This window comes from Anoxybacter fermentans (assembly GCF_003991135.1).
GTDB lineage: Bacteria > Bacillota > Halanaerobiia > DY22613 > DY22613 > Anoxybacter > Anoxybacter fermentans.
In genome coordinates, this window is the sequence record NZ_CP016379.1 from 159,542 (window position 1) to 180,823 (window position 21,282).

Annotated in this window: 21 protein-coding genes and 1 tRNA gene; 16 read left to right on the forward strand and 6 right to left on the reverse strand. The window is 36.9% G+C overall.

Annotated features, from left to right (window positions below; translation table 11 throughout):
• Positions 1 to 33 precede the first annotated feature (33 nt).
• The gene (locus tag BBF96_RS00725; RefSeq protein WP_127015374.1) at positions 34 to 1,236 is read right to left on the reverse strand and encodes an ISL3 family transposase; all 1,203 of its coding nucleotides are present in this window, start codon (positions 1,234 to 1,236) and stop codon (positions 34 to 36) included.
• Between the two features lie 525 nt (positions 1,237 to 1,761).
• Here BBF96_RS00725 and BBF96_RS00730 point away from each other — a divergent pair.
• From BBF96_RS00730 to BBF96_RS00775, 10 genes are all read left to right on the forward strand, one after another.
• Positions 1,762 to 2,757, forward strand: coding sequence for a BMP family lipoprotein (locus BBF96_RS00730; RefSeq protein ID WP_164730826.1), 996 nt, complete (start codon positions 1,762 to 1,764; stop codon positions 2,755 to 2,757).
• Between the two features lie 87 nt (positions 2,758 to 2,844).
• On the forward strand, positions 2,845 to 4,377 hold the full coding sequence (locus tag BBF96_RS00735) for an ABC transporter ATP-binding protein (RefSeq protein WP_127015376.1): 1,533 nt from the start codon (positions 2,845 to 2,847) through the stop codon (positions 4,375 to 4,377).
• On the forward strand, positions 4,361 to 5,446 hold the full coding sequence (locus BBF96_RS00740) for an ABC transporter permease (RefSeq protein ID WP_127015377.1): 1,086 nt from the start codon (positions 4,361 to 4,363) through the stop codon (positions 5,444 to 5,446). Before BBF96_RS00735 ends, BBF96_RS00740 begins: the two co-directional genes overlap by 17 nt.
• Positions 5,439 to 6,377 (forward strand): ABC transporter permease, encoded by a 939-nt coding sequence (locus BBF96_RS00745; RefSeq protein WP_236777854.1) that lies wholly within the window; start codon positions 5,439 to 5,441, stop codon positions 6,375 to 6,377. Before BBF96_RS00740 ends, BBF96_RS00745 begins: the two co-directional genes overlap by 8 nt.
• Before the next feature lie 367 nt (positions 6,378 to 6,744).
• Positions 6,745 to 7,413: a PrsW family intramembrane metalloprotease gene (locus BBF96_RS00750; RefSeq protein WP_127015378.1), complete on the forward strand. Its 669-nt coding sequence runs from the start codon at positions 6,745 to 6,747 to the stop codon at positions 7,411 to 7,413.
• 65 nt (positions 7,414 to 7,478) lie between these two features.
• Positions 7,479 to 7,931 carry a DUF3842 family protein gene (locus BBF96_RS00755; RefSeq protein ID WP_205665676.1) on the forward strand — a complete coding sequence of 151 codons (453 nt, stop codon included), beginning with the start codon at positions 7,479 to 7,481 and terminating at the stop codon, positions 7,929 to 7,931.
• Complete coding sequence (locus BBF96_RS00760) at positions 7,909 to 9,303, forward strand: NAD(P)/FAD-dependent oxidoreductase (protein ID WP_127015379.1); 1,395 nt, start codon at positions 7,909 to 7,911, stop codon at positions 9,301 to 9,303. The genes BBF96_RS00755 and BBF96_RS00760 overlap by 23 nt, the downstream gene beginning before the upstream one ends.
• A gap of 69 nt (positions 9,304 to 9,372) precedes the next feature.
• Positions 9,373 to 10,614, forward strand: coding sequence for an MFS transporter (locus tag BBF96_RS00765; protein WP_127015380.1), 1,242 nt, complete (start codon positions 9,373 to 9,375; stop codon positions 10,612 to 10,614).
• A 50-nt stretch (positions 10,615 to 10,664) separates the two neighbouring features.
• The gene (locus tag BBF96_RS00770; RefSeq protein WP_127015381.1) at positions 10,665 to 10,889 is read left to right on the forward strand and encodes a hypothetical protein; all 225 of its coding nucleotides are present in this window, start codon (positions 10,665 to 10,667) and stop codon (positions 10,887 to 10,889) included.
• Positions 10,890 to 11,172: 283 nt separating this feature from the next.
• On the forward strand, positions 11,173 to 11,589 hold the full coding sequence (locus tag BBF96_RS00775; RefSeq protein ID WP_127015382.1) for an acyl-CoA thioesterase: 417 nt from the start codon (positions 11,173 to 11,175) through the stop codon (positions 11,587 to 11,589).
• 39 nt (positions 11,590 to 11,628) lie between these two features.
• Here the strand turns inward: BBF96_RS00775 and BBF96_RS00780 are convergent.
• Positions 11,629 to 11,706 (reverse strand) — tRNA-Pro (locus BBF96_RS00780).
• 60 nt (positions 11,707 to 11,766) lie between these two features.
• On the reverse strand, positions 11,767 to 12,087 hold the full coding sequence (locus BBF96_RS00785) for a hypothetical protein (RefSeq protein ID WP_127015383.1): 321 nt from the start codon (positions 12,085 to 12,087) through the stop codon (positions 11,767 to 11,769).
• Positions 12,088 to 12,161: 74 nt separating this feature from the next.
• On the opposite strand from BBF96_RS00785, the gene BBF96_RS00790 reads away from it, so the two are divergent.
• On the forward strand, positions 12,162 to 12,548 hold the full coding sequence (locus BBF96_RS00790; protein ID WP_164730827.1) for a VanZ family protein: 387 nt from the start codon (positions 12,162 to 12,164) through the stop codon (positions 12,546 to 12,548).
• A gap of 102 nt (positions 12,549 to 12,650) precedes the next feature.
• Here the strand turns inward: BBF96_RS00790 and BBF96_RS00795 are convergent, their stop codons facing one another.
• From BBF96_RS00795 to BBF96_RS00805, 3 genes are all read right to left on the reverse strand, one after another.
• A complete protein-coding gene (locus BBF96_RS00795; protein WP_127015385.1) occupies positions 12,651 to 12,911 on the reverse strand; it encodes a hypothetical protein in 261 nt (86 codons plus the stop codon).
• Positions 12,912 to 12,931: 20 nt separating this feature from the next.
• A complete protein-coding gene (locus BBF96_RS00800) occupies positions 12,932 to 13,432 on the reverse strand; it encodes a hypothetical protein (RefSeq protein ID WP_127015386.1) in 501 nt (166 codons plus the stop codon).
• Between the two features lie 294 nt (positions 13,433 to 13,726).
• Positions 13,727 to 14,254, reverse strand: coding sequence for a hypothetical protein (locus tag BBF96_RS00805; protein WP_127015387.1), 528 nt, complete (start codon positions 14,252 to 14,254; stop codon positions 13,727 to 13,729).
• A 90-nt stretch (positions 14,255 to 14,344) separates the two neighbouring features.
• Here BBF96_RS00805 and BBF96_RS00810 point away from each other — a divergent pair, with 90 nt between their 5' ends.
• The 5 genes from BBF96_RS00810 to BBF96_RS00825 all read left to right on the forward strand — a co-directional run bounded on the left by BBF96_RS00810 (position 14,345) and on the right by BBF96_RS00825 (position 21,261).
• Positions 14,345 to 14,677 (forward strand): GIY-YIG nuclease family protein, encoded by a 333-nt coding sequence (locus tag BBF96_RS00810; RefSeq protein WP_164730828.1) that lies wholly within the window; start codon positions 14,345 to 14,347, stop codon positions 14,675 to 14,677.
• The gene (locus BBF96_RS17265) at positions 14,628 to 14,786 is read left to right on the forward strand and encodes a hypothetical protein (RefSeq protein ID WP_418654995.1); all 159 of its coding nucleotides are present in this window, start codon (positions 14,628 to 14,630) and stop codon (positions 14,784 to 14,786) included. The genes BBF96_RS00810 and BBF96_RS17265 overlap by 50 nt, the downstream gene beginning before the upstream one ends.
• A 26-nt stretch (positions 14,787 to 14,812) precedes the next feature.
• Positions 14,813 to 16,963, forward strand: a complete 2,151-nt coding sequence (gene pcrA, locus BBF96_RS00815) for a DNA helicase PcrA (RefSeq protein WP_127015389.1) — start codon at positions 14,813 to 14,815, stop codon at positions 16,961 to 16,963.
• 31 nt (positions 16,964 to 16,994) lie between these two features.
• Entirely contained in the window at positions 16,995 to 19,055 is a 2,061-nt protein-coding gene (gene ligA / locus BBF96_RS00820; protein WP_127015390.1) for an NAD-dependent DNA ligase LigA, read from the forward strand.
• A 604-nt stretch (positions 19,056 to 19,659) separates the two neighbouring features.
• Positions 19,660 to 21,261, forward strand: a complete 1,602-nt coding sequence (locus BBF96_RS00825; RefSeq protein WP_127015391.1) for a PKD domain-containing protein — start codon at positions 19,660 to 19,662, stop codon at positions 21,259 to 21,261.
• Positions 21,262 to 21,282: the final 21 nt, after the last annotated feature.

Below are 21,282 nucleotides of genomic sequence, written 5' to 3' on the forward strand. Positions count from 1 at the left end.
TTGGTGAAGTGATTTTGGAATAAACATTTAAATTTAATAACTTAACATTGCATTAAATACTCTTCTCCTTAGATTCATAACATTTGGAACACCATATCCAATCCTTTTGATCAATTTAATCTTGTTATTGATACCCTCAGCAAAGCCATTGGTTATCTTAGTCTTAAAATAATTTAGTATTTTTTCTTCCCATCTTTGTATTATCTTTTTTACCTGGTAAAAAGGTATCAGCTTGCTTTTTATTACTTCTTTATACCACCTTTTTAGAGCTCTGGTAGCTTCTTTTACATCATCTAGCTGCAATAAGTCTCTGAATTCCTCTTTTAGTTCCCAGGCTTTTTCTAAAGCTGGGCTGAGTTCAAATAATTCGATGAGCTTTTCATGTTCTTCATCTGTCAGTTCTTCAGCTCGTTTTTGGAGTAATAAACGAATTTGAAAAAACTTTCTTCTCTGATGATTATTTACTGTTTGTTGAACTTGTTTTCTAACTTCGTCAAGGGCTTTGTTCATTAAAGTTACAAGGTGAAATTTATCTATAACAATTTTTGCATGAGTAAATGCTGCATCTGCTACTGCTTTGAACGGCCGCCACATATCCATAGAAATCGATTGAATTTGCCGTCTTTGTTCATCTTCCCAACAATTAAAGTAGTTAATTAAATCATCCTTTTTGCGAGTAGGTAAAATGTCAATTAACTCCCGATTAATTGGATCTGTAATGCTAACTCCATATTTATGGCGTTTTAAAACTGCAAATTCATCGATACTGATGGCTTTTAATTGACTAAGTTTTGAAAGTTGTTGTTCAATGAGAGGGTCAATTACTTTTTTAACTGCATTATTAACAGCTGTATAACTTAACCCGTTTTCTCTAGCAACTTTAGAATAATCCTTGCTGACAGTTTCTTTAGCAAGATATTTATCAAAGCGTTTGGTTTTACGGGCATATTTATCAATACTTTCATATTTTTCAGGGATACCCCTCTTATGACAATAAGGACAACGATATCTTTTCTTTAGAAGTCTAATGATTACTAGTTTACCTCTTATGGGGATGTCTCTAATATTTTGCCATTTTGTATCATGGATTTTATTAGTGATATTACCACACTGAGGACACACAATATGATTTTTCTTTGCTTCAGCAATAAAAATATATCTGTCCTCCGTTGAAATAATTTCAGTTGCAATAATGTCTGGCAAATCAAGAAATTTTATGATATTATTATCTTGCATTTGCTGGGCTCCTTTCTTTGGTTTTTAGTTCGCAACTAATTAATTCAACGGGGCCAGCAAATGCCTTTTTATTTTTTATAATTTTTTCTTCACAACATTAATTATAGACCCAATAAAATTTACTCTATTTTGAAGTGGAGAATTATAAGTTCGATTTTTATTGCTGCTGTAATTGTATTTGGCCCGGTTGATTAGGTGAGTAAAATATCTCTCACCTTTCAAATAATTCACAGTAAATAAAAAGGAATCTTGATTTTTAGGAAGAATTTATTAAAGAAAGGTAATAAAATATAAAGTTTCAAATAAGTTTTGTGTAATTTGCATGCTATTTTTAATACAGATATACAATTTTCCTTACCAGTATATTCTGAATCATCTAACAATTCCAAATGATTGTTTTACTATTTTTTGGTAGAAAATCCCTGACTGTCCTTCTTTAATTCCCTTTTGGTTGATTAATCAGAAGATATATTTATCTTGATTTAAATATCAATCATTAAACTAAAAAAGGGGGATTTAAAAATGATGAAAAGGGGTCTAACTCTGGTTATTTTGGTTGGGGTCTTGCTTTTGTCCATTACAGGGATGGTATTGGCAAAGGGTAGAGTGGCAATTATTTTTGCTACAGGGGGTTTAGGTGATAAGTCCTTTAACGATTCTGCTTATGAAGGAATGCTTTTGGCAAAAGAAAAATTTGGAATTGAATTTGATCAGGCTGAACCTACAGCAATTGCTGAATATGAAACTTTTTTGACTCAGTTTGCTAATACCCGTCGATATGATTTGATTATTTCCATTGGGTTTGATCAGGCTGATGCCTTAAGTAAAGTTGCTGACAGGTTTCCCAATCAAAAATTTGCTATTGTTGATATGGTAGTTGATAAACCAAATGTGGCATCTTATGTTTATAAAGAAAAAGAGAGAGGATTTCTTTTGGGAGTAGCTGCTGCTCTTATGACAACCAGAGCTGATGATCCTAGAGTTAATCCAGAAAAAATAGTTGGGGTTATTGGGGGAATGAAAATTCCATTAATTGATGCTAATATAGCAGGTTTTATTGCCGGAGCAAAATATATCGATCCAGAGGTTAAAGTTCTTTATTCCTATGTTGGTAGTTGGGCAGATCCAGCTAAAGGTAAAGAATTGGCCCTTTCTATGTTTGAACAGGGCGCAGATATTATCTGGGGAGCTGCTGGTAGATCCGGTCTGGGAGTTATTAAAGCTGCTGAAGAGCAAAATCGTTTTGTTATTGGTGCAGACTCAGATCAAGGTTATTTAGCACCTAATAATGTTTTAACTAATGGTATGAAATTTGTTAATAATACTGTTTTAATTGCTATCAAACAGGTTTTGGATAATGAATTCCAACCCGGTATTCATTTATTGGGAGTTAAAGAAAATGCTTTAGGTTATACAAAGAATCTTTTACCGGATGATATTATTAAAAAATTAGAGGAAGTTAAGATTAAAATGATAAATGGTGAAATAGAGATTCCAGATAAAATTGAAGATATAGAATAGTAGGATAAGGGGCATCTTTTGCCCCTTATCTGATAGAATTTTCTTTAAAACCTTTAGATAAAATTTAAGTTTGGGAAGTGATGAGTAATGAAAGCGGTGATGTTAAAAAACATAACTAAACGTTTTGGAGATATAATAGCCAATAATTCCGTTAATTTAGAGGTAAACAAAGGAGAGATTCATTGTATTTTAGGAGAAAATGGTGCTGGAAAGACTACTTTGATGAAGATTCTCTTCGGATTGTATTCAAAGGATAGTGGAAGTATTTATATTAATGAAAAGGAAGTAGAGATTAATAGTCCGCGGGAAGCAATTGCTCTGGGGATTGGAATGATTCATCAACATTTTATGTTGGTTAATCGTTTGACAGTGACGGAAAATATTGTTGCCGGCCTTGAACCGAAAAATGGAATTTTTATAGATCAGGCCAGAGCTAAAAAGGCAGTCAGGGAGTTATCAGAAAGATATGGTTTGAAAGTTAATCCTGATGCTAAAATTGAAAATATTTCTGTGGGGGAACAGCAGAGGGTGGAAATATTAAAAGCCCTTTATCGCCAGGCTGATATTTTGATTTTAGATGAACCTACGGCTGTTTTGACTCCCCAGGAAGTAGAAGAACTTTTTGCTGTTATGGAGAAATTAAAAAAAGACGGAAAAACTATTATTTTCATTACTCATAAATTAAAAGAGACGATGGCTATCTCTGATCGGATAACTATCTTAAGAGATGGTAAAAATGTGGGTACTGTTAAAACAGAGGAGACTACTCCTAAGGAACTTGCCCGAATGATGGTGGGCCGTGAAGTTATTTTAAAAGTTGATAAACAGTTTAAAAATCCAGGTGATGTTGTACTACAGGTTGAGAACCTGTATGCTACCAATAAAAAAAGTTATTTAAGGCTTAAAAATATAAATTTTTCGATAAAAAGGGGAGAAATATTGGGTGTTGCAGGCGTAGAGGGAAATGGTCAATTAGAATTAGAGGAGATATTGATGGGATTAATGGAGGTTGACCAGGGAAAAATTTTCTTTAATAATCAGGAGATAACTAAATTAAGTACAGCAGCTAGAAGAGAGTTAGGGCTGGCTCATATTCCTTCAGACCGACTTAGACGGGGATTGATTGGCAATTTTGATCTGGAGAGAAATATTATTCTGGGTTTAGAGTGGAATAAACCTTTTGCTAAAAAAGGTATATTGGTCCATAATCAAATTCAAAGTTATAGTCAAAAGGTTATGAAACAATTTGATGTACGGAGTATTAGCAGTAAAGCAAGAGCCTTTGAGCTTTCTGGGGGAAATCAGCAGAAGTTGATTATTGGCAGGGAGTTGTCCCGCAATCCTGAGTTGATTATAGCTGCCCAACCGACCCGGGGTGTTGATGTGGGAGCTATTGAATATATTCATAAATTATTGTTAGAGATGAGGGATAAGGGGAAAGGGATTTTATTAATCACTGCTGAATTGGATGAATTACGGGCATTAAGTGATAGAGTAATTGTTCTTTATGAGGGAGAGATTGTGGCAGAAGGTAAGATAGATGATTTTACCGATGAAGAGTTGGGCTTGTTGATGGCTGGTCAAGGATTGGAGGAGATAAAAGATGCCGGAAGGAGTTAAAGTTATAAATAGGTTAAAAAATCTGTCGGGAATATCTGATTTAATTTATTCTTTGATTGCTATTATTATCGCGTTGTTGATAGGTGCAGTTTTGATATTTGTCTCCGGTTATAATGTGATTGATGCTTATTATAATTTGTTTTATGGCGCTTTTGGCAATATTTATAATCTGTCTCAAACATTATTAAAGACTACACCTTTGATCTTTACTGGTCTTGCGGTAGCTATTGGATTTAAAACCGGTTTGTTTAATATTGGGGGAGAAGGTCAATTATATTGGGGGGCCTTAGCTACTGCAATAGTTGCCTTGACTTTTTCAAATTTAAACAGTTTTATTTTAATACCTTTATCTTTGTTGGCAGGTGCTTTAGTTGGAGGGATCTGGGGGGCTATTCCTGGTTATTTAAGGGCAAAAACCGGAGCTCATGAAGTGATAACGACCATTATGTTAAATTATATAGGTATTTTAGCTACCACCTTTTTGTTAAAAAACTATTTTAAGGAACCTGGACCAGTAGATCAGACTGCTCTGATTCCAGAAGCTGCCCGTTTAACTGAATTAATCCCCTATACTCGTTTAACCTGGGCAATTTTTTTAGGGGTATTTGTAATAATAATAATTGATTTATTATTTAAAAAAACATCTTTGGGTTATGATTTGCAGGCAGTAGGTGAAAATCCGGCTGCTGCTGAATATGCTGGCATTCGTCCGGAGAAAATGATAGTGTTTTCAATGATTATCAGTGGAGCTGTAGCTGGTCTGGCAGGAAGTACTATGGTAATGGGAGTTTTGCACCGTTTTATAACAAACTTTTCTCCTGGTTATGGTTTTACCGGTATTGCCGTGGCTGTTTTGGGGAGAAATAAACCCTGGGGTGTGTTGTTGGCTGCCTTGTTGTTTGGAGCCCTGGAAGCTGGAGGAATGTCGATGCAGCTTTTCGCCAAAATTCCCATGGATTTAATGACCATCGTTCAGGGATTAGTAATCCTCTTTGTAGCTGCTCCTGCCCTGATTCAGATACTATCTGAAGTATTTAAGAAAAGCAGGGGAGGTGGTTATAGTGAATGATGTTATTAGTACTATTTTTAATATAAATACCTTAGCAGCAGCTATTCGTATGGCTACTCCTATTGCTTTAGCAGCTATGGGAGGGGCCTTTTCCGAACGATCAGGAATAATTAATATTGGTCTGGAAGGTATGATTCTTATAGGTGCTTTTGCTGGCGTTCTTGGCTCTTTTTATACTGGTAGTCCCTGGTTTGGAGTATTTCTGGCTATGGTTGCAGGTGGTTTATTGGGAGCTATTTTTGCCCTCTTTACAATAAAATTTAAGGCAGATCATGTTGTGGCAGGGGTTGGATTAAATATTCTGACTTTAGGGTTTACCACCTGGTTAATGCAGATTTTATGGGGTAGCCGCGGTACTTCTCCCAATGTAAACGGTTTAAAAGAAATTTCAATACCCGTATTAAAAGATATTCCTGTAATTGGTAAGTTGCTGGGAACTCAATCTCCCCTGGTTTATTTGATGTTTATTCTGGTATTTTCAGGATGGGTACTTTTATTTAAAACACCTCTAGGCTTAAGGATTAGAATAACTGGTGAACATCCAGAAGCAGCAGATACATTGGGTATAAATATTAAAGGGATACAGTATTTCAGCGTGATTTTAAGCGGTATTTTATCCGGGTTGGGTGGTGTGTATCTTTCTCTTGGTCATTTAAACTGGTTTAGTATGAATATGTCAGCAGGAAGGGGGTATATGGCCCTTGCTGCTAATATCTTTGGTCAGTGGAATCCTTTGGGAGGATTAGCAGCCAGTTTTCTCTTTTCTTTTACTGATGCTATTCAGATGCGATTGCAGAGTCTTAATATTGGTATAGCCAGTGAATTGATTCAGATGTTACCTTATTTATTAACTATTGTCGTACTAGCTGGAGCCGTTGTTCGTTCCCGTCCGCCCGAGGCTTTAGGGAAACATTATGAAACAGGGAAATGAAAATATTATGTTAATAAAGCTAAGTTTCTGATTACCGAAGGTTGTTGGGAATAGATGGAACGGGTTAAGAAGAAAGGAGATAGAGGAAATTAACGAAGTATATATCACATTAGCTTAAATGGAGATTGAGGAAGTTTTTACTGCAGATGCACTGATAAAGATTGGCCTTTTAAATTCCCGGGCTGGCCCGGGATTTTTTTAATGTTTAGGAAATCATACTTTATTTCGACTGAAATCGAACTTTAGATGGTTCGAAAAATTAGCTTTGTACAGTGACCAAAGGGCATTTTGTTCTGCCATTCATTTTACTGAATGATGTTAGAATAAGTAGGGCATATTGAAAATATAACAAACTGGAGGTGGAATGATGGATTTTATCTTATTGTTTGGAGTTTCGATTTTGCCGGGGATATTCTGGGTCTGGTACTTTTATAGGCAGGATTATCTGGATCCGGAGCCATGGGGATTAGTCTTTCGATCATTTATTGCTGGAGCTTTGACGGTGATTCCAGTCAGCCTTATTGAAACTTCCTTTGCTATTGAGATCAATCGGCCAAATAATTTAATCGATTTATTGTTTTTATCTATCTTTATTATCGGTGTTACAGAGGAAGTCTTTAAATTTCTTGCTGCCTATTTTTCTGTTTATCGAAATAAGGAGTTTAATGAAGTAATGGACGGAATTATTTATGTGGTAACAGCTGGATTGGGGTTTGCAGCAGTTGAGAATTTGTTCTATACAACGGTTTTTGGTTATAAAGTAGGGGTCATCAGGGCGGTGGTGACAAGTCTGGCTCATGCAGGTTTTTCTGGAATCGTAGGGTTTTATTTTGGAATGGCCAGATGTTATCCAGAAAGGAGTAAATTCTACATCTTATATGGTCTGGCCTGGGCCAGCCTGTTGCATGGTTTTTATGATTTTCTGGTTATAAGTAGATTGGTTGGCTTTACTATGACTATTGGAATTGTATTGCTGCTACAATTATATCTGGCCCGATTGATCAGGCGAGCAGAATTTCTTTCGCCTTTCAAATAATTACAGTAAGCAAAGAGGAATTTTAATTTTTAAGGAGAACTATTTTAAGTTGGGGAGGGAAGGGTATGAACCGGAAAGAAAAAATAAAAATTGCAGTAATTGACGGAATGGGAGGCGGTCTTGGAAGTCAGATAGTCACCCAACTTGTAGAAAAGTTAGGAGATCAGGTTGAAATTATTGCCCTTGGTACCAATGCCATGGCCACAGGTCGAATGATGCAAAGTGGTGCTAAAAGAGGTGCCACTGGTGAGAACGCCATCAGGGTCAATATAGAGAAAGTTGATTTGATTGTTGGCCCTTTAGGAATTATGATGCCAAATGCCTTAATGGGTGAAATTACTCCCAGGATGGCTGAATGGATTGGGCTTGCCAGGGGTAAGAAATTTTTACTTCCGGTTATCCAACCTCATTTTACACTGGTTGGGTTGCAGAATGCACCCATGTCTGATCTTATTAATGAGTTGATTTTGCTGATTGAGGGGGAAGTGAAAAACCATGGTAAAGAAAAAGAATTATGATGTGATTATTGTTGGGGCTGGCCCTGCTGGAATTTTTACAGCCCTGGAATTAGTAAAAAGTGGCAAGAAACTGGATATTTTAATGTTGGAAAAAGGGCGGAGTTTAAAAGAACGGGACTGTCCAATGAAGTCCAGAAATATTAATTGTATTAAATGCCCTAGCTGTGCAGTTGTCAGTGGTTGGGGTGGTGCAGGTGCTTTCAGTGATGGTAAATTAACCCTATCCACTGAAATAGGTGGACATATGCCTGAGTATATCGGCAAAGAAAAACTGGCTGAGTATATCAAAAAAGCTGATGATATCTATCTACAATTTGGTGCAAGAGATAAGATTTATGGTATATCACCCGAAAAAGCTGAAGAGATTGCCGACCGGGCAATTATGGCTAATCTTAAATTTATCCCTGCACGTCTCCGTCATCTGGGAACGGGTTATAGCAAAGTAGTTTTGCAGGGAATGATGGATTATTTAATCGAAAATGGTGTAGAAGTGGTACTTGGACAGCGTGTGGTTGAACTTTTGGCAGAAAACGGTCGGATTAAGGGAGTCAAATTGAAAGATGGAACGATTCTTGAATCCAGATATGTAACTGTTGCTCCCGGTCGGGAAAATGCTGAATGGTTGAGCAAAGAAGCTGCCCGGTTGGGAATTGATATGGCCATCAATCCTGTAGATATCGGTGTCCGGGTAGAATTACCAGCAGCTATAATGAAAAATCTGACAGATGAAATTTATGAATCAAAATTGGTCTTTTATAGCAAAAAATTCGAAGATAAGGTAAGAACTTTCTGTATGTGTCCAAATGGTGAGGTTGTTCAGGAAAACAATCAGGGTTTGATAACTGTAAATGGTCATACTCATTCCCATATCAAAACCAAAAATACTAACTTTGCGCTGTTAGTAAGTAAAACTTTTACTGAACCATTTAAAGAGCCCATTACTTATGGACGCTATATTGCTAGCCTGGCAAATATGATAGGGGGCGGTGTTATTGTTCAAAAATTGGGTGACCTTTTGAGTGGACGCCGTTCTACTGAAGATAGGATTCAAAGAGGTCTTGTGGAACCGACCTTAAAAGATGCTACACCTGGGGATTTGAGTCTGGTCTTTCCACATCGATTCCTGGAAGCAATAGTTGAGATGCTGGAAGCGCTAGATAAGCTGTCACCAGGCGTTTACAACAGGGATACTCTGTTATACGGGGTAGAGGTTAAGTTTTACTCTTCCCGCTTAAAAGTAAATAACAATCTGGAAACTCAGATTGAGAATCTCTATACTGGCGGTGATGGGGCAGGAATCACCCGTGGTTTGATGCAGGCTTCTGTTTCCGGTATGGTAATTGCAGATGATATTGTTCGTAAAGAAAGTTAAAATTTCTTGGCCAGCCTTTTAGCTGGCTTCTCTTTTTTTAACAAAATTTCAAAAAAAGGGTTGGGAAAAATGTTTGTGTTATTTCATAATTATTATACCAGGTTAATCCGATTTTCCAAGAATGTGAAGCTGTATCTTTTGGCTTTGACTTTAAACTCTATTGGTACCGGAATGTTTCTTGTTTTATATAACTTATATTTAAAAGAGTTGCAGTATAATGAAGCTTTTGTGGGTCGTACTGTCTCGTTAAAAGCTTTAGCAGCAGTATTGATTCTTTTACCGGCGGGTGTTTTCAGTGACAGGTTAGGACGGCGGAAGGCAATGATCACAGGAGCGGTATTTTCAGGAATTTCTTTTGCTATTTTAAGTCTATTGGAAGATGCTAATATAATCCTCATATTTATTTTTTGTAATGGAGTTTTTAATTCATTTTTTATGGTAGCCCAGGCACCCTTTATTATGGAAAATACAACCCCGAAGGAAAGGATACATCTTTTCAGTATCAATTCAGCATTGATGGTGGGGGCCTGGATGTTGGGGAATATTATCGGTGGATGGATTCCCGATATTTTGACATATTGGTTTACTACACTGGTAGCGATGAAAATTACCCTGATGATTTCTGCTCTGATTATTTTTTTGGGGGCTGTACCATTAATTAAGATCAGGGAGATTCAGACTCATCAACAGCGTAATTTTGATGAAATTATTAAAATGCTTAGGGATAAAAAAGAGCTTTTAACTCTAGGTAAATTCATTTTACCTTCTGCACTGGTTGGTTTTGGGGCCGGGTTATTTGTACCCTATACCAATCTTTATCTGGCAAATCAGTACGGAATGACAACTTCGCTTATTGGAATTGTAATGGCTTTAAGTCAGATAATGACGGCTTTTGCAACGCTTTTTGCTCCAGTATTGGTAAAACAGGTTGGACGGGTCAAAGGAATTTTTATCTTTCAGATGTCTTCAATACCGTTTCTCTTTATTATGGCTACCACTTCAAATGTATTCCTTGCTATGGTGGCAGTTCTCCTTAGAACTGCTTTGATGAATGCTGCTAATCCCATTACTTCCAATCTGATGATGGAAGAAGTAGGAGATAAAGTAAAAGGAATAGCTAATAGCTTAAGTCAGATGGCATTTCAGCTGGGATGGGTAGTTATGGGGCCAATTAGTGGAATGATTATTGCAGAATACGGATATAGTTATGTCTTTTTTCTTGCCATGTTTTTTTATCTTGGTTCTGCACTCTGTTATTTTATTTTCTTCCGTCATCTGGATGAAGAAAAGGTTCAAAGTGCTATTTATTAATGGGTAATGTGCGGTAAATTGGTTTCTGAATTTAATAGGGAGGTGGATTGATGGGGTGTCTCGGGCATTTGTTGGGTATGATTTTAGGTTTGATTGGGGGAGTTATTGGTCTTGTCTTTGGAATTTTTGGTAGTCTTATTGGAGTTGTTGTCGGAGGTATAGGAATTATCATTGGAATTATCGTTCCTATGCTTATCTTTGGTATTCCTGTACTTCTCCTTATTGCAGGAGTCTGGTTTTTGTGGTGCCGACCAAAAGGAGAAAAAACTAATTAAGGATTAAACTGCAAAAAGCTAATTTTTCGCGTCTTGAGAAATTTTTCGAATCATCTAAAGTTCAATTTCCGCCGAAATAAGGCTTCCTGACTCAAAGGGCCCTCCTGGCCCTTGATTAACTCATCACCTCCTGTGATGAGGCCTTATTTCGTCGAAAATCGAGCTAAGATGATTTGGCGAAAAATTTCTATGTCGCTCAAAATTAGCTTTTTGCAGTATAATCATTAAGGATGAAGATAAAAGGTTTAAAGATGTATGTATAGAATTTAATTGAGGTGAGATAATGAAAGGAAAAATTCAATTTCGGGTGCGATATGCAGAGACAGATGCAATGGGTATTGTTCATCATGCCAATTATTATATCTGGTTTGAGATGGGAAGGACTGAGTTACTGCGAGAATTGGGTCTGGAATATCGTTCTATGGAGAAAAAGGGGATTTTTTGCCCTGTGATTGAGTCCCGTTGCTATTATAAAAATTCAGCCAGGTATGATGATTTTTTGACATTGGAGACAGAGATTAAAAGTGTGAATAAAGCTACATGGACTTTTAGCTATCGGGTTTTGCGGGATGATCAGCTATTGGCAGAGGGTTATACAGTTCATTGTTTTATAAATCGGGAAGGTAAACCAGTAGCTTTAAAGAAAGCAAATCCTGAAATGTATCAAGTGATGGTAGAGAAGGGTTTAATTGAGAAATAAAAAAAGACCACTTTCAGAGTGGTCTTTACTTACAAAAAATGGTCCGGCTGCCGGGATTTGAACCCGGGACCTCTTGCTCCCGAAGCAAGCGCGCTGACCAAGCTGCGCTACAGCCGGGTAATATCAATCTGAATAATATTATATCGTCAAAATTGAAATTTGTAAAGAGTTTTTATGTTATTTTTGGATCTTTAGAGTTATCAATGGGCCTGGAGATAAATATTGCTCTTCTTTTAAGTAAAGGACAATACCTCCGATTTTACTGGCTGCCAGATTATATATCCAGGTTGCTATTGCAGCTCCTATGGCTCCCATCAGTGCATAAATACAGATAAAAAAGAAGGCTGAAATTAAAGTTGGCCAAAATGCGCGGGGTGAGGAAGCAACTATTGCAAATACGGAAAACATCCCTGCAATTAGTCCAAAGATTAATCCAAAGATAAGATAAAGTTTAGCAACACTTTTGATATCAATTTTCTTAAGTTGATATTTTTTCATCTACATAAAACCTCCTTGAAAGAATTTTCGAAAAGCGATACAATATAAAAATGAGAAAGAAAGTAGGGGTACCTGTGAAATGGCGAATTTTTAGTGAGTATACTTCTGCATTGTTTTTATTGAGTTATATGGGACTTATTTTTTATCTTTCATCAATTCCAGGGTCAGAGCTTAAAGTTGAGACACCTGATTATATTCTTCATGCTCTGGCTTTTGGTGGCTTTTACTTTTTTTCAACCTTATTTTTACTTCATCAGATGAAATTAAAACAGAGTCTACTCTCTGGTCTTTTTTTCACCTTTCTTTTCGCTCTCAGTGATGAAGCTCATCAATATTTTGTTCCAGGTCGTACACCTGACTTACGGGATATTGCTGCAGACCTTGTGGGTGCTTTGTTTGTTTTGGTAATGTTAATCTTTATTTTTCGATTTTATGCTTTTGTTAAGTCAAAAAAAGGATAAAACCTGCTATAATTAGCAATGAAGGCCAATAGGTTTTAATGTAATCCAAATACTGTTCCGGTATAAAGGTGAAGTCAAACTCAATAATTAGAGCAAAGAGTATTAAACCCAGGCCCGGATATAATTATTCAATTTTGGCCAATATGTCTGTTCCATCAACAGGATATAAAGACCCAGCCAGATCAGGATGGAGCTTGTGATTAAAAAACCTAATATACGGTGAGTGATAAAATATGCTGTTAGAAAAGCACTACCTAAAAGAAGTAAAAAGATATCTCCATCAATTAACCGGAACCGTTCCAATGAAAGAAAAATTCCGACAATGACTAGAAAAATACCGAAGAGGCGATTTCCTTTGGTCATGGAACTAACTCCTTTCTAGATTAAAAGTAAAACCGAAAACCGCCCCGATAAATAGCTTTACCTGTTTCCGTTAAAGGAAGTTTGGTTTCAGAGAAGAAAAAAAGAAAATCAGTTCCAAATAAAACATAGGGATTGAAATTTTGATTATTTCTTGAAAAAGTACATTCTCCACCCAGGTAGAAATGCCATATGATATACTTACGTGGAATACGATACAGGTTTCCAAAACTTAATAATAGATCATTGTTAATATTGTCAAATTCACAGTTAAAGGTGGCAAAATAATCGGTAATCATCTGATACTTTAACCCAAAGGCTTTAATATTGAAATATTTGTATAGATCAAAGGCAAAACGGTGCGGCTCATGGTATTCACGATCCAGTCTAAGACATTCTTCAACTACAAAAGGAGTTTTGACTTCAATTGTTGTTTCTTTTTTTATTACTCGTTCACCTGCTAAAACAGGAAAATTTAAAACCAGTATCAGACAAATTAGGATAATTACTGCCGGAGATCTCATGATACCCCTCCCTATTTATAATATTCTTATATATGGTTAAACTGCAAAAAGCTAATTTTTCGCTTTTTGAGAAATTTTTCGAATCATCTAAAGCTCGATTTCCGCCGAAATAAGGCTTCCTGACTCAAAGGGCCCTCCTGGCCCTTGATTAGCTCATCAATCCTCAGATGAGGCCTTATTTCGTTGGAAATCTCGCAAAGATTTAGCGAAAAATTTCTATGTCGCTCAAAATTGGCTTTTTGCAGTTTAATCATATATTACTAATTTAAGTATATTTGATATTCATATCTGGTGTCAAGGAGTGGTAATTTCTATTTTTTCTTTAAAATAGGTCATCAATTGCTCAGAAGAGATTAATTCTTGAAAATAAAATATTTCATATTGACTATTGGTTAAAAGTATCAAAGTTGGTACGATATAAATTCCCATTTTTTGAGCCAGTTCGGCTTTGAAGTCGATAAAAAAATTGAATTCTGGTTTATTTAAAAATGGGAGGGGACGGTTCATTCTCCCAATATGAATGAGAATGATGGCTATATTGTCGGGAATTTCTGAAGCAATTTTTGTAATTTCGTTAAGCTGTTTGAGAGAGGTGGGAGATGTATCGATAAAGAAGAGGATCAGGTAATCTTTATTAGGAAATTGGGTAGGAATATCGACTATTTCACCTGATAAATTTTTTAATTGATGGGTTGGCAGAGGGTGATATACCAGCTCCTTATACCTGGGAGTTATAATATTCAGGATGATAAAGAAAAAAATAAACAAAATTAGAGTAATGCTAAACTGCTTTAGGTTAAATTTGAGGCTGATTTTTTTCATTTTATTTCACCAACCGATAGACTCTTACCAATTTAATTTTATTTATTAAAAGGAAGAAATATAACATTTTCAATGAAGAAGGGGTTTATTATGGGTAAAATTACTTATGATCAGGGTGTTTATATCATTGAAATGGTATTAAAAAAATCTATCTGTATTAAGATTGGCAAATTAGGTACATATGAGCTAAATCCCGGTTATTACTATTATATAGGAACAGCTCAAAGGAACTTAAAGGCACGTATTGCTCGCCATTTGCAAAAAGAGAAGAGGCTGAGATGGCATATTGATTACCTGTTACAATATGCTGAAGTTTTGCAGATATATACCTGGCCGGGGGAGAGAGATGGAGTGTATGTTAGGACAACGGCTTATGAAATTTCCTGCTGTATTTACTCCCATTTCCGGGTTTGGCGCCAGTGATTGCAGTTGTCCAGCCCATCTATTTTATTTTATCTATCGGCCAAATATGGAAAATTTATTATACATGATTAAAGAAGAAACAGGGTTAACCTGTAAATTGGTCTTATAAAGTTTTTTAAGGGAGGAAGTATTAAAATGAAAATTTTACAGGATTTAAATGATAAACAACGAGAGGCAGTTGAACATCTAACAGGCCCTTTATTAATTCTTGCGGGAGCCGGAAGTGGTAAGACACGGGTTTTGACCCACCGGATTGCCTATATGATTTATAAGGGAATTAGTCCATATAACATTCTGGCTGTGACTTTCACCAATAAAGCTGCCAATGAGATGAAAGAACGAGTTAAGCGACTTTTAGGTTATGAAGGAGAGGGGCTATGGATTGGAACCTTCCATTCTATTTGTGTCAGGATTTTACGAAAGGAGATTGAAAAATTAGGCTATAAGGGTAATTTTGTTATTTATGATACTTCTGATCAATTGACAGTGATCAAAGAAGTAATGAAGGAATTGAATATAGATACTAAAAAATTTAACCCGCGGGCGATTCAGGCCACTATTAGCAATGCAAAAAATGAGCTGATTGGGCCTGAAGAATTTGCTAATAATGTTGGCGATTATTTTGAAGAGATTGTCAGTAAAATTTATAAACCCTATCAAGATTTTCTTAAAGAGAACAATGCGCTGGATTTTGATGATCTAATCATGGTGACAGTAGAGTTGTTTAAAAAATATGATCTGGTAAAGAAATATTATCAGAATAAATTTAAATATATTCTGGTTGATGAGTATCAGGATACCAACCATGCTCAATATGTTTTTGTTAACTTGTTAGCTCAAAGGCATCGGAACCTTTGTGTTGTGGGTGACCCGGATCAGAGTATTTACGGTTTCAGAGGGGCAGATATCCGAAACATTTTGAGTTTTGAAGAAGATTATCCAGATGCAAAGGTGGTTAAATTAGAGCAAAACTATCGTTCCACTGAACGAATTTTAGATGCAGCCCACCATGTGATTGTAAAAAATGTAAATCGGAAAGAAAAGCGGCTCTGGACCAAAAAGGGGCAGGGAGAGGATCTGACCCTTTTTGAGGCTGTCAGTGATAAAGAAGAAGCCCAATATGTTGTCTCAGAGATTTTGAAATTGAGAAGAAAGCACGGTTATAATTACTCCGATTTTGCCATTCTCTATCGGACTAATTCCCAGTCGCGGGTATTTGAAGATGTTTTAATGAAAAACCGTATTCCTTATAAAATTGTTGGGGGTCTTAAATTTTATGACCGGATGGAAATTAAAGATGTGTTGGCCTATTTAAAGCTGATCTATAATCCAGCTGATGATCTGGCATTTATGAGGATAATTAATAAGCCCCGGCGGGGAATTGGTAACACTTCTCTTAATCGTCTGGCTCAGTTTGCAGCTAAAAGTGGGATAAGTATGTATGAAGCTGCAGGGAAAGTGGATCAGATTTCTAACATCCGGGGCAAAGCGAAAAGCGGATTAAAGGAATTTTATCAAATGATGGAGATATTGCGTTCATTTAGAGATGATTTAAAAGTAACGGATTTGACCCGGCGGGTTTTAGATAAGTCGGGCTATTTGAAAGACCTTGAGAGTGAAGGAACTATTGAGGCTCAGACCAGGATTGAGAATATTCAGGAGCTTTTTTCAGTAATGGAAGAATTTATTCGTAGTGGGCAGGGATATACTGTAGGGTCTTTCTTAGAAGAAGTATCCTTGACAACTGACTTAGATGAAGTAGATGAGGCAGAAGATGGAGTTCTTCTTATGACTCTACATACGGTGAAAGGTCTGGAGTTTCCCGTAGTTTTTATGACCGGGATGGAAGAGATGATTTTTCCTCATGCAAGGGCATTAGATAGTGAGAGTGAGTTAGAAGAGGAACGACGTCTCTGCTATGTAGGTATTACCCGGGCCAGGGAACTTCTTTATATGACCTTAGCAAAAAGCAGGATGGTCTTTGGGCAAATTAAGTATAATCCGCCATCCCGATTTATTAATGATATTCCTCCCGAACTTTTCGGATTGACGTTGGAAGACGAGCCTGCTCAGGAGATGAAAGAGCCAGAAGAATTAGAGGCAGCTTCTAGCGGTAAGTTTGCTCAATATGTGGGTGGTGAGAAGGTACGCCATCCCAAATGGGGTATAGGAACGGTTGTGGGAGTCCGGGGCCAGGGTAAGAATCAGGAATTGGACATTCTTTTTCCAAAGCCTCATGGACTTAAAAAAGTGTTATTAGAATATGCACCTATAGAACGGGTTTAATTCGTTATTAAGAAAGGAGAGGTTTTTGCTTATGGGAAAGTTGAATCTGGAAGAATTAAAAGAATTGGAGACGAGAGAGGGACGTGAAGCAGCTTTAAGTAAGGCTAATGATATTGCAGAAGAGTTACGAAAAAAGATTGAATATCACGATTATCGTTATTATGTGTTGGATGATCCAGAGATTGCTGATGCTGAGTATGATCAATTGATGAGAAAGCTTCAGCGTTTGGAAGAAGAGTACCCTGAAATTGTTACTCCCGATTCGCCAACCCAGCGAGTTGGCGGTGCTCCAATTGATGAATTTCAAAAAGTGGTTCACAGGGTACCGATGTTGAGCCTGGATAATGCTTTTAATGAGGAAGAATTAAGAGCTTTCGATCAGAGGATTAAGAGGCTGAGCGGTCGTAAAGATCTGGAGTATGTGGTGGAATTGAAGATTGATGGTTTGACCGCTGTTTTAACCTATGAAAATGGTCGTCTGGTACGCGGAGCGACCCGGGGAGATGGTCAAGTGGGAGAAGATGTGACCCATAATATTCGTACTATTAAAAGCATTCCGTTGAGATTGAAAAAGCCTGTTAGTATCGAAATTCGTGGTGAAGTATATATGGATAAACAGGGTTTTAAAGAAATGAATAAGCGTCGGGAAGAGAAGGGAGAGTCATTGTTTGCTAATCCCCGGAATGCGGCAGCGGGTACTGTTCGCCAGCTTGATCCCCGGATTGCTGCAGAGCGGCCACTAAATTACATGGCTTATGACTTGATTTATCTGGGTGAAGGTGGATTTACTACTCATATGGAGGTATTGGAATATCTGGAGGAATTGGGCTTTAAGGTTAACCAGCGCTGGTTATGTTTTAATATTGAAGAAGTAATCCAGATCACAGAAGAATGGACTGAAAAGAGAGAAGAATTGCCCTTTGAGATTGATGGGTTGGTGATTAAGCTTAATGATCTGACTTTGCGGGAAAAATTGGGTGCAACTTCTAAAAGCCCCCGTTGGGCGATAGCATATAAGTTTCCTGCCCAGCAAAGAACTACAGTGGTAAAAGATATTCTGCCATCTGTGGGACGAACAGGAGCTATAACCCCGGTGGCAATTTTAGAGCCGGTTGAAGTGGCAGGTTCTATCGTTAGCCGGGCCACCCTTCACAATGAAGATGAACTCAAAAGAAAAGATGTGCGGATTGGAGATACTGTAGTGATTCAAAAGGCTGGAGATGTAATTCCTGAAGTAGTAAAGGTTGTTACTTCAAAACGGACCGGGAATGAGAAAGAGTTTAAGATGCCTACTGAATGTCCTGTCTGTGGGGCTAAAGTAGTACGTGAACCTGGGGAAGCAGTACACCGCTGTACCAATAACCTGGGATGCCCGGCTCAGCTTCGTGAAGGAATAGTTCATTTTGTTTCCCGGAATGCTATGAACTTAGAAGGAGTTGGCCCGGCTCTTATCGATCAACTGTTAGAAAAAGAGTTGATTAAAGATGTGGCTGATCTCTATTATTTGAAGAAAGAAGACCTGGTTCAGCTTGAGCGGATGGGAGAAAAATCTGCTCAGAATGTGTTGGCTGCTATTGAAAGAAGTAAAGAGCGCCCACTGGATAGACTAATCTTTGCTTTAGGAATTCGCCATGTAGGATCTAATTCTGCCCGGATTCTTACTCAGAAATATAAATCCATAGATGAATTGATGAATGCTTCAGTAGATGATTTACTGGAATTAGATGAGATTGGACCTAAAATTGCCGAAAGTATTGTCAACTTTTTTAAAGAGGAGAGGAACCGGAAACTGATTGAGAAACTGCGCCGGGGCGGTGTAAAGATGGCGATGGCGGCAGATGAAAAAGAAAGTCAGGCTGATAAATCTCTTGCCGGAAAGAAATTTGTTTTTACCGGTGGACTTGAGACTTTGACCCGGAATGAAGCAAAAGAACTGGTATTGAGTAAAGGAGGTAAAGTCTCTTCCAGTGTGAGTAAAAAGACGGATTATGTTGTTGTTGGAAAAGATCCGGGTTCTAAGTATGAGAAGGCGAAAGAACTGGGTATTACTATTTTGACAGAAGAAGAATTTAAGAAATTGGTGCAAAGCTAAAAGTTACCCCAGAAGTTAATACTTCTGGGGTAACTTTTAGGTTGTTGACAAACATTGGTTTTTCACTGCAATTTATCTGGATTCTTAAAATGAAATAGTTTAAGCCGATAAATTAAGCAACTTTTCTAAAAGAATCTGTTATAAAATCAGGGTGCTGTCCCAAAAGTATAAAAGAAGTTGGTAATTGTGAGTATCAAATATTTTTGGATAGAAAATGTGCAAAATTTTTATTAGAAATTTTATGCTTACCGTATACTGGGAAAATTTTTTGATCATCCAGAGAAATATCATTTAAAAGAAGAATCAGAGCGTCTATTTTTTATCAATGAGCTAAAAACTTACATAGAATTATAATTCAAGTAGATGGATAAGAAAAGATCCTAAATTTTTTTTATATCTCTAAAGTTAAATTAAAGAAAATTAAAACAATTTTAGCAAAAAAATAATTTAAACAGAGGAAATCATAACTTTATGTAGAATAATTTCTATAAAAAGTTAAAATAACTTTTGAAAGGGAAAGGGGGTATATAAACTAATTTTATCAATTCAAAAGTGCTTATGTATAATTTATGTTCAAAAATAATGAAAAAGGGGGATATCTCAAATGAAAAAGAATTGTTATCATTTGTTGGTGTTGGTTTTGGTTCTTTCTTTGATTTTAATGCCTTCAGTTGTAGGTGCATGGTCTAATTTGCGGTATGAATCCAGAAGTGGTGATAATTATCATAAGGAGTTCTACGGTCGTCTAGGTCATTATAAATATCAAAGTTCTGCTGATTATTCTCCAAGTGATATAGGGACGTACTATAACTATGGAAACCATGATTTCATCCTGGAAAGAGCTATGGATTATATAGATGTAGCTGATAATGGTGTGCGTGATTATTCTGCCTTTACCGTAATCGAGTCTCATTTAGATTGGGATATCGCTCTCTCTCATACCGATAATCCTGACTATGATTACCATAACTTCTCTGAACATTATTGGCAGCCAAATGATGATCCGGGTGCATCCTGGGCTGGTTATCCGGACGGTGAAGATGTTTTTCGTAACCGTGGTGCTGCTCACTTCATTGAACGAATGATTGAAGTATATATTGCCTATGCTAAGCTTTATAAAGCAACAGGAGATATATTCTACAAAGATGCTGCTCTGGAAACTTTAGGTTCTCTGGCTCATGTAATGGGTGACCTTTCAAATCCTTTCCATACTTCCAATATGATCGTTTACAACCATACTTATAATAAATCAGGTCAGGATCCATTATTGGATGATAAACCTGCCGGTGTTGGTGGTCCTATGTGGTGGGAATATAACTATGGTAGCGGTTCTTCTTCAATCCATTCAGAGTATGAATATACTACATCTCAGTACGATATCATGGATTATGTCAATGCAGCAATGGCTAATAATTATAATCCACAGGATATTACTACTGGTATCAAGGATTTTGTAATCAATTTTGCAACCGAAATAAATGAAGGATGGGGTTATTATCCAGTTAATCGTGAACATTACACTATTGAAGTTAACTATGATGAAGATATCTATGATAAAGATTTCCCGGTTGAACTTAGAAATCCTGATGTTACTTACGCTCAAGATGGTTATGAAACCACTCCTAATGTTGGTGCACAGGTAAAAGATCTACTTCATAGCTACTATGTTAATCTGCGAGATGGTGTTTCCAATTACGGTCAAGATGGTTATGATGCTCATATAATGGAGATTACTCAAAGAATCCATCAGCTTGGTGCTTACCGGATGGCTGATCTGTTACAATATGCTGAAAATCGAATTAAAAATGAAAGCATCAGCGCAGCTCCTGTTGTAGCTATTGTTGGCTGGGAAAATGTAGATGTAGGATTAGAGAGAAATGTTACCGGAATAGGTGATTTATCTATCATTGAAGCTCCGCGTACTATAGATTTGATTGGCTTTGCTGTTAATGATGATGGCCCATGTACCTTTACCTGGAAGGTAAATGGTCAGGTAATTGGGTCAGGTACTATGTGGGTACACCCACCTCAAGTTGCTTACTCTGACCGGAACGGTACCGGCTACTCCTGGAATACAGGTGAAACTAATGGAAATGTCTTTATGGGTTATACCTTCGATTCTGCAGGTACTTATACCATTACCCTGGAAGTTACTGATGGAAATGGTAATATCGGTACTGACAGTATTACAGTTGAAGTCCGTTAAGATACCAGATAATACATAAAG

Excerpts from the sequence above, each read along its gene's own strand:
- BBF96_RS00725 (WP_127015374.1), bottom strand. The coding sequence starts at position 1,236 with ATGCAAGATAATAATATCATAAAATTTCTTGATTTGCCAGACATTATT.
- BBF96_RS00730 (WP_164730826.1), top strand. The coding sequence starts at position 1,762 with ATGAAAAGGGGTCTAACTCTGGTTATTTTGGTTGGGGTCTTGCTTTTG.
- BBF96_RS00735 (WP_127015376.1), top strand. The coding sequence starts at position 2,845 with ATGAAAGCGGTGATGTTAAAAAACATAACTAAACGTTTTGGAGATATA.
- BBF96_RS00740 (WP_127015377.1), top strand. The coding sequence starts at position 4,361 with ATGCCGGAAGGAGTTAAAGTTATAAATAGGTTAAAAAATCTGTCGGGA.
- BBF96_RS00750 (WP_127015378.1), top strand. The coding sequence starts at position 6,745 with ATGGATTTTATCTTATTGTTTGGAGTTTCGATTTTGCCGGGGATATTC.
- BBF96_RS00755 (WP_205665676.1), top strand. The coding sequence starts at position 7,479 with ATGAACCGGAAAGAAAAAATAAAAATTGCAGTAATTGACGGAATGGGA.
- BBF96_RS00760 (WP_127015379.1), top strand. The coding sequence starts at position 7,909 with ATGGTAAAGAAAAAGAATTATGATGTGATTATTGTTGGGGCTGGCCCT.
- BBF96_RS00765 (WP_127015380.1), top strand. The coding sequence starts at position 9,373 with ATGTTTGTGTTATTTCATAATTATTATACCAGGTTAATCCGATTTTCC.
- BBF96_RS00770 (WP_127015381.1), top strand. The coding sequence starts at position 10,665 with ATGGGGTGTCTCGGGCATTTGTTGGGTATGATTTTAGGTTTGATTGGG.
- BBF96_RS00775 (WP_127015382.1), top strand. The coding sequence starts at position 11,173 with ATGAAAGGAAAAATTCAATTTCGGGTGCGATATGCAGAGACAGATGCA.
- BBF96_RS00785 (WP_127015383.1), bottom strand. The coding sequence starts at position 12,087 with ATGAAAAAATATCAACTTAAGAAAATTGATATCAAAAGTGTTGCTAAA.
- BBF96_RS00795 (WP_127015385.1), bottom strand. The coding sequence starts at position 12,911 with ATGACCAAAGGAAATCGCCTCTTCGGTATTTTTCTAGTCATTGTCGGA.
- BBF96_RS00800 (WP_127015386.1), bottom strand. The coding sequence starts at position 13,432 with ATGAGATCTCCGGCAGTAATTATCCTAATTTGTCTGATACTGGTTTTA.
- BBF96_RS00805 (WP_127015387.1), bottom strand. The coding sequence starts at position 14,254 with ATGAAAAAAATCAGCCTCAAATTTAACCTAAAGCAGTTTAGCATTACT.
- BBF96_RS00810 (WP_164730828.1), top strand. The coding sequence starts at position 14,345 with ATGGGTAAAATTACTTATGATCAGGGTGTTTATATCATTGAAATGGTA.
- BBF96_RS17265 (WP_418654995.1), top strand. The coding sequence starts at position 14,628 with ATGAAATTTCCTGCTGTATTTACTCCCATTTCCGGGTTTGGCGCCAGT.
- pcrA (WP_127015389.1), top strand. The coding sequence starts at position 14,813 with ATGAAAATTTTACAGGATTTAAATGATAAACAACGAGAGGCAGTTGAA.
- ligA (WP_127015390.1), top strand. The coding sequence starts at position 16,995 with ATGGGAAAGTTGAATCTGGAAGAATTAAAAGAATTGGAGACGAGAGAG.
- BBF96_RS00825 (WP_127015391.1), top strand. The coding sequence starts at position 19,660 with ATGAAAAAGAATTGTTATCATTTGTTGGTGTTGGTTTTGGTTCTTTCT.